General features: G+C 71.3%; 14 protein-coding genes. 8 read left to right on the forward strand and 6 right to left on the reverse strand.

Annotated features, from left to right (window positions below):
* Positions 1–134: 134 nt before the first annotated feature.
* Positions 135–830, reverse strand: a complete 696-nt coding sequence (locus HHX33_RS37190) for a collagen-like protein (protein WP_182874924.1) — start codon at positions 828–830, stop codon at positions 135–137.
* 253 nt (positions 831–1,083) lie between these two features.
* Complete coding sequence (locus HHX33_RS13680) at positions 1,084–1,779, reverse strand: TetR family transcriptional regulator (protein WP_182874925.1); 696 nt, start codon at positions 1,777–1,779, stop codon at positions 1,084–1,086.
* A 106-nt stretch (positions 1,780–1,885) separates the two neighbouring features.
* On the opposite strand from HHX33_RS13680, the gene HHX33_RS13685 reads away from it, so the two are divergent.
* Entirely contained in the window at positions 1,886–3,355 is a 1,470-nt protein-coding gene (locus HHX33_RS13685) for an MFS transporter (protein ID WP_182874926.1), read from the forward strand.
* 143 nt (positions 3,356–3,498) lie between these two features.
* Here the strand turns inward: HHX33_RS13685 and HHX33_RS13690 are convergent, their stop codons facing one another.
* Positions 3,499–4,470 carry an Lrp/AsnC family transcriptional regulator gene (locus HHX33_RS13690; protein ID WP_220501802.1) on the reverse strand — a complete coding sequence of 324 codons (972 nt, stop codon included), beginning with the start codon at positions 4,468–4,470 and terminating at the stop codon, positions 3,499–3,501.
* Between the two features lie 96 nt (positions 4,471–4,566).
* Here HHX33_RS13690 and HHX33_RS13695 point away from each other — a divergent pair, with 96 nt between their 5' ends.
* The 3 genes from HHX33_RS13695 to HHX33_RS35970 all read left to right on the forward strand — a co-directional run bounded on the left by HHX33_RS13695 (position 4,567) and on the right by HHX33_RS35970 (position 6,376).
* The gene (locus HHX33_RS13695) at positions 4,567–4,728 is read left to right on the forward strand and encodes a hypothetical protein (RefSeq protein WP_182874928.1); all 162 of its coding nucleotides are present in this window, start codon (positions 4,567–4,569) and stop codon (positions 4,726–4,728) included.
* The gene (locus HHX33_RS35965; protein ID WP_182874929.1) at positions 4,725–5,822 is read left to right on the forward strand and encodes an FAD-dependent oxidoreductase; all 1,098 of its coding nucleotides are present in this window, start codon (positions 4,725–4,727) and stop codon (positions 5,820–5,822) included. The genes HHX33_RS13695 and HHX33_RS35965 overlap by 4 nt, the downstream gene beginning before the upstream one ends.
* Before the next feature lie 113 nt (positions 5,823–5,935).
* Positions 5,936–6,376, forward strand: coding sequence for a sterol carrier family protein (locus tag HHX33_RS35970; protein WP_117410245.1), 441 nt, complete (start codon positions 5,936–5,938; stop codon positions 6,374–6,376).
* Positions 6,377–6,479: 103 nt separating this feature from the next.
* Here the strand turns inward: HHX33_RS35970 and HHX33_RS13710 are convergent, their stop codons facing one another.
* On the reverse strand, positions 6,480–6,773 hold the full coding sequence (locus HHX33_RS13710; protein WP_117410244.1) for a DUF4190 domain-containing protein: 294 nt from the start codon (positions 6,771–6,773) through the stop codon (positions 6,480–6,482).
* A gap of 434 nt (positions 6,774–7,207) precedes the next feature.
* Here HHX33_RS13710 and purF point away from each other — a divergent pair, with 434 nt between their 5' ends.
* Together purF and purM are read left to right on the forward strand one after the other, a co-directional pair.
* Positions 7,208–8,644, forward strand: coding sequence for an amidophosphoribosyltransferase (gene purF, locus HHX33_RS13715; RefSeq protein WP_182874930.1), 1,437 nt, complete (start codon positions 7,208–7,210; stop codon positions 8,642–8,644).
* Entirely contained in the window at positions 8,641–9,669 is a 1,029-nt protein-coding gene (gene purM / locus HHX33_RS13720; RefSeq protein ID WP_182874931.1) for a phosphoribosylformylglycinamidine cyclo-ligase, read from the forward strand. Before purF ends, purM begins: the two co-directional genes overlap by 4 nt.
* Positions 9,670–10,006: 337 nt before the next feature.
* Here the strand turns inward: purM and HHX33_RS13725 are convergent, their stop codons facing one another.
* Positions 10,007–10,237: a DUF3073 domain-containing protein gene (locus HHX33_RS13725; RefSeq protein WP_117410310.1), complete on the reverse strand. Its 231-nt coding sequence runs from the start codon at positions 10,235–10,237 to the stop codon at positions 10,007–10,009.
* 151 nt (positions 10,238–10,388) lie between these two features.
* On the reverse strand, positions 10,389–11,507 hold the full coding sequence (locus HHX33_RS13730; RefSeq protein ID WP_310741364.1) for a Leu/Phe/Val dehydrogenase: 1,119 nt from the start codon (positions 11,505–11,507) through the stop codon (positions 10,389–10,391).
* A 134-nt stretch (positions 11,508–11,641) separates the two neighbouring features.
* Here HHX33_RS13730 and HHX33_RS13735 point away from each other — a divergent pair, with 134 nt between their 5' ends.
* Positions 11,642–12,508: a hypothetical protein gene (locus HHX33_RS13735; RefSeq protein WP_117410312.1), complete on the forward strand. Its 867-nt coding sequence runs from the start codon at positions 11,642–11,644 to the stop codon at positions 12,506–12,508.
* 360 nt (positions 12,509–12,868) lie between these two features.
* Positions 12,869–13,072, forward strand: coding sequence for a developmental transcriptional regulator BldC (bldC, locus tag HHX33_RS13740; RefSeq protein ID WP_013133571.1), 204 nt, complete (start codon positions 12,869–12,871; stop codon positions 13,070–13,072).
* Positions 13,073–13,149 lie beyond the last annotated feature (77 nt).

The raw sequence follows: 13,149 nt of genomic DNA on the forward strand, positions 1-13,149 counted from the left end.
TCCCTGGAGAAGGACATCCGGGACTGGATCGCCCAGTGGAACGACAACCCCCGGCCGTTCGTATGGAAGAAGACCGCAGAGGAGATCCTCGAATCCCTCGCACGATATTGCCGACGAATTTCAGGCGTATGGCACTAGCTCTTGAGGCACAGCACGTAGATGGTGCCGCTGACGTTCTTGCCGTAGAGCTTCCAGCCGACCGCCTTGCCGTCGTCGTTCAGGTACGGCGCGTTGGTGGTGATGAAGGGCTGGCCCGAGCCACCGGCGACGAAGCCGCCTCCCGTCGCGACGGTTCCGCTCGGGCACATGACGGAGTCGCTGCCACCGGCGGCCGGCAGGTAGAGGGAGTCGGACTTGGTGACGACAGTGGCGGAACCTCCCTCGCCCGCGGGGCCCGCGGGGCCTGCCGGACCCGCCGGGCCCGCGGGACCACGCGCGCCCGTGTCGCCCTTGTCACCCTTCGGACCGGTGTCCCCCTTGGGGCCCTGCGGCCCGGTGACGCCGTTCCTGCCGTCGTCGCCCTTCGGGCCCTGCGGACCGGCCGGACCGCGCTCGCCCTGCGGCCCCTGCTTGCCGTCGTCGCCCTTGGGACCCTGCGCGCCGGTCTCGCCCTTCGGGCCCTGGGCGCCCGTATCGCCCTTGGGGCCCTGAAGGCCGCGCGGGCCCTGCAGACCGCGCGGGCCCTGGGGACCCTGCGCACCCGTGCCGCCGATCCCCGCCGGACCCTGCGGCCCCTGCGGACCCGCCTGGTTCCACGACACCTTGTACTCGGTCGCCTTACACCTGGTCGTCACCCCGACCAGACGCATGTACCGCGTCGACTTGTTCACACACGCGTAGTACGCGCCACCACTCGCCGACGAGGCCGTCGCCGCCCCACCCAGAACCAGAACCGACCCCACCAGAGCACCAGCCGTCACAAGGCCGATGGTCCGACCGCCCGGCAACTTGATAGCCACGGGACTTCCCTTTCTGCGGCACGCGGAGCGTGAAGATCACATTTGTACGCGCGTATCACACGTGCCGGAAGGTGCTTTGGTTGACGTCCGAAACATCACGGATGTGCAACTTCGACCACAGCGCCTACGACGCCGCGTCGCCCGTCGCACCGCCCCGTGACTTCCTCGCGGCCATGGTCTCGACGCCGCCCATCAGGAGGTCCAGGCCGAACGTGTAGTAGGCCTCCACGTCGGCCTCGTTCTCCATCAGCTTCGCGAACTCCACCATGCGGGGGAACTCGTCGGCCGGCAGCCGTTCCAGGGCGAGCCGCTTCTGCCGCCGCCACTCGGCCGCCTGCGCGGCCGTGAGCGTCCGGGGGCATCCCGGCTCGCCGCCGACGAGGGCGATCGCGCCCTGCAGGAGGTAGTGGGACACGGCCCAGCCCTCCGAGAGCGTGAAACCCGCCAGCGACAGCAGGTCGAGCGCGGCCTCGGTCGCGCGGGTGAAGCTGGGCACCTCCTCCTCCTTGACCAGCGCGAACAGCTGCGGCATGAACCGGTGCCGCCGCATCACGCCCACCAGCGCCTCGACCATCGCGCGCAGCCGGAGGTTCCACGGCGCGGCGGGGTCGAACTCGGGCGTGACCTCGGCCAGGAGGTGGTCGGAGAGGCAGGCGAGCAACTGGTCCTTGTTCTTGACGTGCCAGTACAGCGCCATCGGCGTGACGCCCAGCTCCTGGGCCAGCCGCCGCACCGTGACGGCGTCGAGGCTCTCGGAGTCGGCCACCTCGACGGCCTTCTCCACCAGCGCCCGGCGGCTCAACCGCTCCGTGTCAGCCATGGTCCGCTCCCTCGCTACCTCCGCACTTGACAACTATACGACGTACAAGTTCTCCTATGCACTGTACATGTACGCCGTACATGTACTCCGTACAAGAGGAGGACTCATGTCTGGACGGTGGTGGGCGCTCGTCGCGGTGGCGCTTGCGACATTCATGACGTATTTGGACAACAACGTCGTCAACGTGGCGTTGCCCACGATCCAGCGCGACCTCGCGCTCACGATCTCCGGCCTGGAGTGGATCGTGAGTGCGTACATCCTGGTTTTCGCGGGACTGCTGCTCGCCGGGGGACGCCTCGCTGACGTCTTCGGTCCCCGGGCCGCCTTCTTCACCGGCTTGACGGTCTTCACGCTCGCCTCGGTGGCGGCGGGCCTGGCCTGGAACCAGGAGACGCTGATCGGCGCGCGGGCCCTGCAGGGGCTCGGCGCGGCGCTGGTGACTCCGGCAACGCTGGCCTTGCTGCCGCGGATCTTCCCCGACCCGCGTGAGCGGGCGACGGCCGTCGGCGTCTGGAGCGCCGTCGGCGCCCTGGCCCTCGCGATCGGCCCGCTCACCGGTGGTTTCCTCAGCGAGAACGCCCACTGGGGCTGGATCTTCCTGATCAACGCGCCGATCGGCGTGGTGGCGGCCGTGATCGGCGCGCGGGCGATCCGGGTGGAGCGGGTCACGCCTGAGCAGGTCGCCACCGGGCAGGCCACGGTCGCTTCCGGGCGGGGCGCGACCGGGCGGCTCTCCCTCGACCTGCCGGGCCTGGCCACCTCCGCCGTCTCGCTGTTCGCCCTCACCTACGCGCTGATCGAGGGCGCGTCCCGCGGGTGGACCTCCGGCCCGATCCTCGGCGCGTTCGCCGTCGCCGCGGTGGCCGCCGTCGCCTTCCTCGTGGTCGAGTCCCGTACGGCACAGCCGATGATCGACCTGACCCTGTTCAGGGAGCGGGTCTTCAGCGGCGGGCTGCTGGCGATGGGGCTGTGGGCGTTCGGGGTGTTCGGCATCTACTTCTTCACGGCGATCTATCTGCAGAGCGCGCTCGGGTTCTCCCCGATCGAGGCCGGTGCGGGCTTCGTGCCGATGGCGCTGCTCATGGCGGTGTCGGCGACCGTCGCGCCCCGGCTCGCCGAGCGTTTCGGCAGCGGGCCGACCGTCGCGGCCGGTCTCGGCCTGATGGCGGTGGCCGTCGCCGGGCTGTCCAGCGCGGGCGAGGGCTCCCACTACGGCGATCTGCTCCCCTGGTTCCTCGTGTACGGCCTGGGCGGCGGCCTGCTCGTCCCGCTGACGAACGTCGTGCTGAACGCCATGCCCCCCGCCCGTGCGGGGGTGGCCTCGGGTGTGCTCAACGTCTCCCGCGAGGTCTTCGGCCTGCTCGGGGTCACGATCCTGGGCGCCGTCCTGAGCGCCAGGCAGAGCGCGCTCACCGGCCCTCCGCTGCACACCTTCCTGGAGGCGTACCGGTTCACGCTGCTCATCGCGGGGGCGATCGTGCTGGTCGGCGTGCCGGTGAGCCTCTACTCGCTGCGCCGCACCCGCACCGCCGCGTCCGTGCCCGCCGAATCGGCCGTGCCCGAGCCCGTCGCCTGACTCTCCGGACGGCCGGACGGCCGGGCGCCGGTCGCGCCCGCACCTCGCGCTCCCGCGCCGTCGGCACCGCCCGCGTCCTGCCGCCGCGCAGGCCGGCGGGCCGGCTGACGGTGCAGGGCGACAGGGTGCAGGGCGGCGACGGTTCAGGACGACAGGGCGAGGCCGGGGAGCGGGATGGCGGGCAGTAGGGCGCCGGCCCGCTTGATCGTGCGGATCACCGGAGCGGTCTCCACCTCGAGCACCCCGCTCAAAGGCGCCACCCGTTCGGTCAGGTAGCGGTAGAGGGCCCGAGTGTCGCGGCAGGTCACCCCGGCCATGAGGTTGGCCGGGCCGGTGGTGGCCGCCACCACGTCGGCCTCGGCGTGACCGGCCATGGCCGCGCCGACGGCGGTCAGGGCCCGTGGCTCGACCTTCATCCACAACCATGCCTCGGCGTGGTAGCCGAGCACCTGTGCGGGGATCTCCACGTCGAGACGCAGGGCCCCGGCGGCGCGCAGTTGCTCGAGTCGCCGGCGGGCGGTGGTCTGCGAGCATCCTGCGGCCGCGGCCAGTTCACCGAGGCCGGCCCGGCCGTCCTGGGCCAGCACCCGCAGCAGGGCGTGGTCCTCGCCGCTCAGGGTGATCTCGTGCTCGTCGTCCAGGGGATCCGGGCGCAGGCGGGCGGCCTGCTCCTCGGAGAGCGCGGCCGTCCGGCTGCGCCACCCGGCGAACATGTGCAGCGTGGCGTGAGCCGACATCGAGGCGATGCGCGGAGTTCTGGGAAGCCTCTTCAACAGCAGGTCGTCCCCCTCCTCACCGGCCTGGACCCCGCAGGCGATCTCGGTGCCGCCGGACAGCAGCCGTACCCAGACGGTGTCCTCGCGCCGGGCCAGCGCCTCGGCCACCGGCCCGGCGGCGTCCGGCGTGCACACCAGACGCACCGCCCAGGAGACCTGCCCGAAGCGGGTGCCGTCCAGCATGCCGACCACCCGCAGGAGTCTCTGAGAGCGCAGCCTGCGGTAGCGGCGCCCGATGGTGTGCTCGGAGGTGCCGATGACCTCGGCGACCCGGCGGAAGGGCACCCGGCCGTCGATCTGGAGCGCGTGCACGAGAGCGCGGTCAATGTCGTCCAGCACGCCAGTTTTCGCCATATTGCATGGTTTCCTGCGATTTGCCGCCACGTACAGGCCGTTGAGCTGCGGGCCCGGCCGTGCCGCGGCGATCGTGGACGCATGAGCACCTATCTGGTTTCCGGCGCCACAGGGAACGCCGGAAGGCGATTCGTGGAGCGGCTCGTCGGGGCGGACTCCGCCATGGAACGCCTTGCTCCGGCCATGCCGCTGTCGCGATGGGCCGCTGAGCGCGCGGCCGGCTTCGGCGGTGGGCCGCGATGAGAGTGATCGTCGTCGGAGCCGGCCTGGGCGGCCTGGCCCTGGCCAACGGACTGCGTGGGCGCGGCATCGACGTGGCCGTCTACGAGCGTGATCCCTCGCCCGTGGTCCGCGGCCAGGGCTACCGTCTGCATCTGGGCGACCTGGGCATCGACGCGCTGACATCGGTGCTCGCGCCCGCGCGGGCGTCCGCGTTCCTGGCCGGCGCTCACGCGCCCAAGGCCCGGTTCGTGCGTTTCGATACGGCACTCCACGTTGTGGAAGAGCATGATTTCGGCGGCCGGCACCTGTCGGTCGACCGGCAGGAGTTACGCGACGTCCTGCTGACGGATGTGAACGACATGATCAGCTATGGCAGGCGCCTCACCGCCTTCCGGAACGAGGCCGAACGGGTGACCGCGTACTTCGACGACGGCACCACGGCCGGCGGCGAGGTGCTGGTGGGCGCCGACGGCGTCAACTCCACGGTCCGCAGGCAGTACCTGCCGCACGCCCGCGTCGTCGGCACCGGCCTCGCACAGCTCTACGGCAAGACCTCCCGCAGCCTGACCGAGGACCTGGACAACGTGTTCAGCGCGGTCACCGGACCCGGCCACCGCGTGGTGGGCGTCGCCCGCACCCGCGATTACGCCACCTGCTCGTTCAGCGCCCGGATCGACGAACTGCCGCCCGATCTCCACCGCATGACCCAGCAGCAGCTCAAGTCCCTGGTCATGGAGATGACACACGGCTGGCACCCCCGCGTCCGGCAGATGCTCGAAGACTGGCGGGAGATCGTCCCGCTGGCGCTGCGCACCAGCATCCCCGTCGACCCCTGGTGCACCACCCGCGTCACGCTGCTCGGCGACGCGGCCCACGCGATGAGCCCGGCGGCGGGGGCCGGGGCCAACCTCGCCCTCCAGGACGCCGCGCGGCTCACCGCCGCTCTCGCCTGCGGCGGCCCGCCGATCCCGGGGCTGCGTTCCTACGAGCGCGAGATGATCGACTCGGGCTTCGCCGCGGTACGCGCCTCGGCCGCCAACGGCACTCGGATCCTCGGTCAGGACCCGCTCCCGGACCGCCAGGAGGATCGACGCACCGTCCCCCGAAGTTCATAGCCCCAGCCGGACGGCCGGGCGCCGGGCAGGGCGAGCCGCGCGGCACGGACCGCGGCGCGGACGCGACCCGACGGGGAGCCGGGCCGCGGGCCGGGATCCGGGACAATGGGCCGGTGCCGGCACGCAGACTCGACCCCGAAAAGATCAGAGAGGCGCTCGACGCCCAGCTCGCCGATCTCGGACGGCCGCCGTACGACGGCCCCGCGACCAGGGCGGCCGGCGCGTGTGTGGGGGCCGTGCTGGACGCCTTCGAGGCCGGGCGGGCGCCGGTCAGGACCGCCGCCCGCGCCGCCGTACGGCACCTGCTGGAGGAACTGGCCGCGCGGGCGCCGGGGCGGTCGGTGGAGGTGCGGGTCCCGCCGTACGCGGCCGTGCAGTGCGTGGAAGGGCCCCGGCACACCCGGGGCACTCCGCCCAACGTGATCGAGACCGATCCGCGCACCTGGCTCGAACTGGCCACCGGCCGCCTGTCCTGGGCCGACGCGACGGACGCCGGGAAGATCGCGGCCAGCGGCGCCAGAGCCGACCTGTCCTGGCTCCTGCCGCTGGCATGACCTCGCGCTCCGGCGCCCTGGCATGGCCTTACGCCAGGACGCCCCGCCGCCACCGGCCTGTCATGCGGCGACCCCGAGGCGCGCGGTGACCGGCGCGCCGGGGTCACCGCGGCCGGCCGAGCCTGTCGTCCACGCAGCGCCGCGCGTCCTCCTGGGTGGGATAGAGCCGGGAGTCGAAGCACTCGCCGAGGCGCCTGCTCTGGAACCAGTTGTAGAGCACCACGCCGAGGATCAGGGCGAGGACCAGGGTCAGCGCGTTCAGCACGACCCCGGCGGTGGCTCTGCGCCTGTTGGAGTTCCTGGCGATCGCCACGATGCCGAGGACCAGTCCGACGACGGCCAGGACCGTCCCGACGCCGCAGAACAGCAGCAGGACGAGCGAACAGATCCCGAGCACCAGCGCCGCCGTACCGAGGCCGCCACCGGGTCCACCGGGCCCACCGCTGGGCCCACCGCCCGGCCCTCCGGGTCCCCAGGGCCCGCCGGGACCGTCCGGCCCCCAGGGCGGCGGCGGCAACGGCCCGCCGTACGGTGGCCTGCCCGGAGGCCCACCGGTAGGGGGCTCGCCATAGGGCGGCCCGCCGTGAGGAGGCCCGCCCGGAGGTCCCCCGTACGGGGGCCCGCCGTACGGCCCGCGCGGGGGCCCGGGGTCGCCGGGTCTCGCCACGATGATCCCTCCCGTACGTGATTCTGGCCTCTGCCGCGGCCCTCAGGCTCTCCCGGAATCACCGTGTGAGCAGGGACGACACGGCAAAGAGCGGTTGAGGGTTACGGCGGCCGAAGGGCATGCGCCGGTTTGAGCAGCGTCAATGCCTGAATAGACTCGACTGTGTGTTGAAGGGCGACGGCCGGCTGGGCCATGACCTCGACCCCCAGGACCGCGCTCCGAAGGACGCCTGTGGCGTCTTCGGCGTATGGGCGCCTGGGGAGGACGTCTCCAAACTCACCTACTACGGCCTCTACGCGCTGCAGCACCGTGGACAGGAGTCCGCGGGCATCGCGGTCAGCGAGGGCAGCCGAATCCTCGTCTACAAGGACATGGGCCTGGTGGCCCAGGTCTTCGACGAGTCGATCCTCGGCACCCTGCGCGGGCACCTGTCCATCGGGCACTGCCGTTACTCCACGACGGGATCGAGCGTCTGGGAGAACGCGCAGCCGACACTGAACTCCACCGACGGCGGCGGGCTGGCGCTCGCCCACAACGGCAATCTGATCAACACCGCGCAGCTCGCCGAACGGCTCACGTCCGGTGCGATGCGGGCCACCACCGACACCGAGGTGCTCACCGCGCTGCTCGCGCAGGACGCCTCGCGCCCCGTGGACGACGTCGCGGCCGAACTGCTGCCGGAGGTCAAGGGCGCCTACTCGCTCGTCTGGATGAACGAGACCACGCTGTTCGCCGCCCGCGACCCGCAGGGCATCCGGCCGCTCGTGCTGGGCAGGCTGGAGCGCGGCTGGGTGGTCGCCTCCGAGACCGCGGCGCTCGACATCGTCGGCGCGTCGTTCATCCGGGAGATCGAGCCCGGCGAGCTGCTGACGATCGACGAGCGCGGCGTGCGCTCGCGCCGCTTCGCGGTGGCCGAGCCGAAGGGCTGCCTGTTCGAGTACGTCTACCTCGCCCGGCCCGACACCACGATCGCCGGGCGCGGCGTGCAGTCCACCCGGGTCGAGGTCGGGCGCGTGCTCGCCCGCGAGCACCCGGTGGACGCCGACCTCGTCATCCCGACGCCCGAGTCCGGCACCCCGGCCGCCATCGGCTACGCCGAGCAGAGCGGCATCCCTTACGGCCAGGGCCTGGTGAAGAACTCCTACGTCGGCCGCACCTTCATCCAGCCGTCGCAGACCATCCGCCAGCTCGGCATCCGGCTCAAGCTCAACCCGCTGCGCGAGGTCATCGAGGGCAAGCGCCTGGTGGTCGTGGACGACTCGATCGTCCGCGGCAACACCCAGCGGGCGATCGTGAAGATGCTGCGCGAGGCGGGCGCCACCGAGGTGCACGTCCGAATCTCCTCGCCCCCGGTCGCCTGGCCCTGTTTCTACGGCATCGACTTCGCCACCCGGGCGGAGCTGATCGCCGGGTCGCTGTCGGTGGAGGAGATCCGCTCCTCGCTCGGCGCCGACTCCCTCGGCTACATCTCGCTCGACGGGCTGACCCGGGCGACGACGCTGCCCGCCGACCGGCTCTGCCGCGCCTGCTTCACCGGTGAGTACCCCATCCCGATCGAGGACGACCGGGTGGGCAAGTTCGTGCTGGAGGCCCAGCGATGACCAGCTACGCCGACGCCGGCGTCGACATCGAGGCGGGCGACCGCGCGGTCGAGTTGATGAAGTCGCGGGTGGCGCGGTCCCGGCGGCCCGAGGTCGTCGACGACGCCAGCGGCTTCGCCGGGCTCTTCGACGCCTCGGCCTTCCTGCGTTACCGCCGGCCGCTGCTCGCCACGTCCACCGACGGCGTGGGCACCAAGGTCATGCTGGCGCAGCGGCTCGGCAAGCACGACACGATCGGCATCGACCTCGTCGGCATGGTGGTGGACGACCTCGTCGTGTGCGGGGCCGAGCCGCTGTTCATGACCGACTACATCGCCTGCGGGAAGGTGGTGCCGGAGCGCATCGCCGACATCGTGGGCGGCGTCGCCGAGGGCTGCCGCCTCGCGGGCTGCGCGCTGGTCGGCGGCGAGACCGCCGAGCATCCCGGCGCGATGGGCCCCGACGAGTACGACCTCGCGGGCGCCGGCACCGGGGTCGTCGAGGCCGACGAGATGCTCGGGCCCGACCGGGTGGTGCCGGGGGACGTGGTGCTCGGGCTGGCCTCCAGCGGCGTCCACTCCAACGGCTACTCGCTGGTCCGGCATGTGATCGCGAAGGCCGGGCTGGACCTGGAGCGGGATTTGCCCGAGCTGGGCCGCACGCTCGGCGAGGAACTGCTCACGCCGACCCGCGTCTACTCGCTCGACTGCCTGGCGCTCATCCGGGAGACCGAGGTGCACGCGCTCGCCCACATCACCGGCGGCGGGCTCGCGGCGAACCTGGCCAGGTCCCTGCCCGCGACGGCCGACGCCGTGCTCGACCGGAGCTCCTGGACGCCTCCCGCGATCTTCGAGGTGCTGGCCGGTCACGGCGGCGTGCCCCAGGAGGAGATGGACAGGACGTTCAACCTCGGCGTGGGCATGTGCGCGATCGTCCCGGCGGCGGAGGTCGACAGGGCGCTGGCGCTGCTGACCGGCCGCGGCCTGCCCGCCTGGGTGCTGGGCGAGATCGTCGCCGGAGAGGGGCGGGCGCGTTTCCGTCGGTGAGCCCGCGTCGTCCGGCGGCCGGTGTGTGACACGTCTCACCGCGTGTCCGCCGTTCACCCCGACCGGCGGCGAGGGCTCGCCTCGGCTCCTGTCGCACGGACTCCCGTCGCAGGGCGCCCGTCAGCGGAAGAACGCGGGCATCCTCGGGCACTCCCCTGACAGGCTCCCGAACAGGCCGACGTGGCGAGTGCGCGAGGCGGGCACGCACACAACCGGGCGTACCACCTCGCGTGAAGGCGCGTCGCAGGTCGCGGACACGCTGATCACCGCATATGAGTCAGCAACCCGGCGGGGGAACGGTCCCCGCCGGGTCACTCAACTGGCGATCGGTAACGGCTCAGCGCCGCCCGGGGCTGCCGTCGTCGCCGTCATCGTCGTCGACGGCCGCGTAATCGCTGTAGCGATCAGCCAACTCGTCGTAAGGGTCATGCTCGTCACTGTGGCCGGAATCGTCGGCGTCCACGACTCCGAGCTCCGCGCGCAGGCGCTCAAGATCCGTCCCGCCGCTGTTGTACTTCAGCTGACGGGCGACCTTGACCTGCTTGGCCTTGGCTCGGCCGCGCCCCATTGGCTCGACCCCCTCATGCGGGGTCGTGCCCGACCCCTCGTCACTAACGCACCGCGCACCGACGCCACCTGACTTCAGGCGTCAGTCTCTCGTTCGCCTATTACCGTACCTGGTTTGTGCGCCGCTCGGTACGTCGTAAGAGCGGCGGCGGTCAGCGCCGGAGCCAAATCCCCCTAAGCCGACCCATTTCCGACATTCTGCGCTCCGCCAGCCTATCCGCGGCGACCGCGGGAGGAACCCCTTCCTCCTCGGCCGACCGGAAGATCCTGCGGGTGGTGTCGAAGATCATCGCGGCCCGCGCGCGGGCGCGTTCCATGTCGAATCCCTCGATTTCATCGGCCACCTGGATGACCCCGCCCGAGTTGACGACGTAGTCGGGGGCGTACAGGATGCCCCGTTCGGCGAGCTGCTTCTCGACGCCCGGATGGGCGAGCTGGTTGTTCGCCCCGCCACAGACGATCTTCGCCTTGAGCCGGGGGACGGTCTCGTCGTCCAGCGCCCCGCCGAGCGCGCAGGGGGCGTACACGTCGATGTCGGACGCCGCCAGCGTGGCGGCGTCGGGCACGACCTCGACGGCCGGATGGCGCTGCCGCACCCACTCGACGGCCCGCTCGTCGACGTCGCAGACGACGACCTCGGCGTCGTCCTCGATCAGGTGGTCGACGAGCCGGCGGCCGACCTTGCCGACCCCCTCGACCCCGACCCGCCGGCCCCTCAGGGACGAGGTGCCGTACATGTGGTCGGCGGCGGCCCGCATGCCCTGGAAGACCCCGAAGGCGGTGAGGATGGAGGAGTCTCCGGCGCCGCCGTGCGCCGGGGTCCGGCCGGTGACGTAGGAGCACTCCCGCGCCACGACGTCCATGTCCTCGCTGTAGGTGCCCACGTCACAGGCGGTGTAGTAGCGACCGCCCAGCGACTGGACGAACCTGCCGTACGCGCGAAGGAGCGCCTCGCTCTTGTCGGCCGAGGGATCGCCGATGATCACGGCCTTGCCGCCGCCGTGGTCGAGCCCGGCCAGCGCGTTCTTGTACGCCATGGCCCGGGAGAGGTTGAGGACGTCGGCGAGGGCGGCCTGCTCGCTCTCGTAGGGATAGAACCGGGTGCCGCCGAGCCCCGGTCCGAGGGCGGTGCTGTAGATCGCGATGATCGCGTAGAGGCCGCTGCGCTCGTCGGTGCAGAAGACGACCTGCTCGTGCCGTATCGGCTGAACGGGGTTGACGCCGTCACCCGAGCCGGATTCCTTGTGGGACAGCCCGAAAACGTCGGTCACGGTAGTGACTCCTGATCGTGTACGCCGCCTCGTCGCGGCGATTCGCCTCCAGCTTAGCCGACCCGGCCATGAAACGATCATGAAAAACCGGGACAGTGCTGCGCGTTCCTCCCCCGACATGGCACGATTCTGGTGTGCTCCCCTACGCCGCCTATCTCCGTGTGTACGAGCCGCTGACCGCTTTCACCCCTCAGGATCGGGCGCGGTGGGCCCGGTACGCCGGGTCGCGCGACCGGCCGCGCCGGGCCGGCGCGCTCGAGGTCGAGCACGGCGAGGCGGTCCGCCGCCTGCTGAGCGTCCCGCCCCTGCCCGCGCCCGAGCGCGAGAGCCCCAACGCCTACCTGCGGCGGGTGGAGGAGACGCTTTACGTCTGCCCCTGGCAGAGCAGGCTCCGGTCGTGGCTGGCGTTCGCCTCCTTCCGCGGCAGCACGCCGGTCAGGCTGGCCTCCCGGTTCGTCCCCCAGGCCATCGCCGAGCAGACCGCCGACGACTTCGACCGGTTCAAACGCGGGGAGGAGTCCCTGCGCACCTACATCCGTACGAGCACCTGGCATGTCCCGACCGCGTGGTTCGTGCCGTTCGACTCGGCCGAGCGCTGGCTCGTGCTGGGCTCGGAGCAGCCGGCCGAGCCCGTCTCGCAGACCACCGCCGCGCCGCCCAGGAACATGCTGTACGTCACCTCGATGGCGCAGGCCCGCCGCCGGGTGGCCCGGGCCCTGGTGGTGATCCGCCGCCATGTCGGGCAGGTCGCCGCGCTGACCGAGGTGGAGGACATCGGCCGCTGGCTGGAGGAGTTCCATCCCCACTCGCTCGTCGAGCTCGACTACGGCGGCCTCGTCCACCTGATGGACGACCGGACGCTCCAGGGCGACCAGTCCGTCGCGGAGGTCGCCGCGGCCCTGGCGGGCCTGGATACGGGTCAGGAAGAACTTGCCTTCGCGATGTACCAGCGGGTGATTGTCCGCTGGAGGTCGATCCGCGCCCTCGAATCGGCAAACTGAGGGTCATCAACACGCCCCGACCTGCAGATTCTGGTCATGGGATAGTCGATCACACATCTACGAACTGAGTAGTTTGCCGTTTTCACTGCGATACCACGAAACGTGTCGCTAGAATCACCCAGCGTGACATCAACCCGTGGTCGAGACGTTGTGCCCGGAGGGCTCGCCAATCGCGCTACGTGGCTGTATGGTCACATCGGGTGATGCCGTAAATGATCCTAGAAACCGCACGTTTTTGGATCATTGACGGACATCCGTGACAGTGCCGCGCCGACAGCATTGTGCTGTACGGAGCGGCACGAGCGTCAGACAAGTCGGAGGATCGCTGCCGACGGTCCACACGGAGGAGAGGCCGCACAAATGTCAGCTCGTACACCCGAGGCCGAGCCACTGCTCACCCCGGCGGAGGTCGCCACGATGTTCCGCGTCGACCCGAAGACCGTCACGCGGTGGGCGAAGGCGGGCAAGTTGACGTCGATCCGCACCCTCGGCGGTCACCGGCGGTACCGGGAGACCGAGGTCCGCGCACTGCTCGCGGGGATTCCGCAGCAGCGGTCCGAGTAGGACGTGGCCGCCGCGTCACGGGGGAACGACGGCGCGCTCGCGTCGGGGATGTGAGCGCGCCCACCATGCTCCCGTGA

It is taken from the genome of Microbispora sp. H10670 (assembly GCF_014161385.1).
In the GTDB taxonomy this organism is placed as follows: Bacteria; Actinomycetota; Actinomycetes; order Streptosporangiales; family Streptosporangiaceae; genus Microbispora; species Microbispora triticiradicis.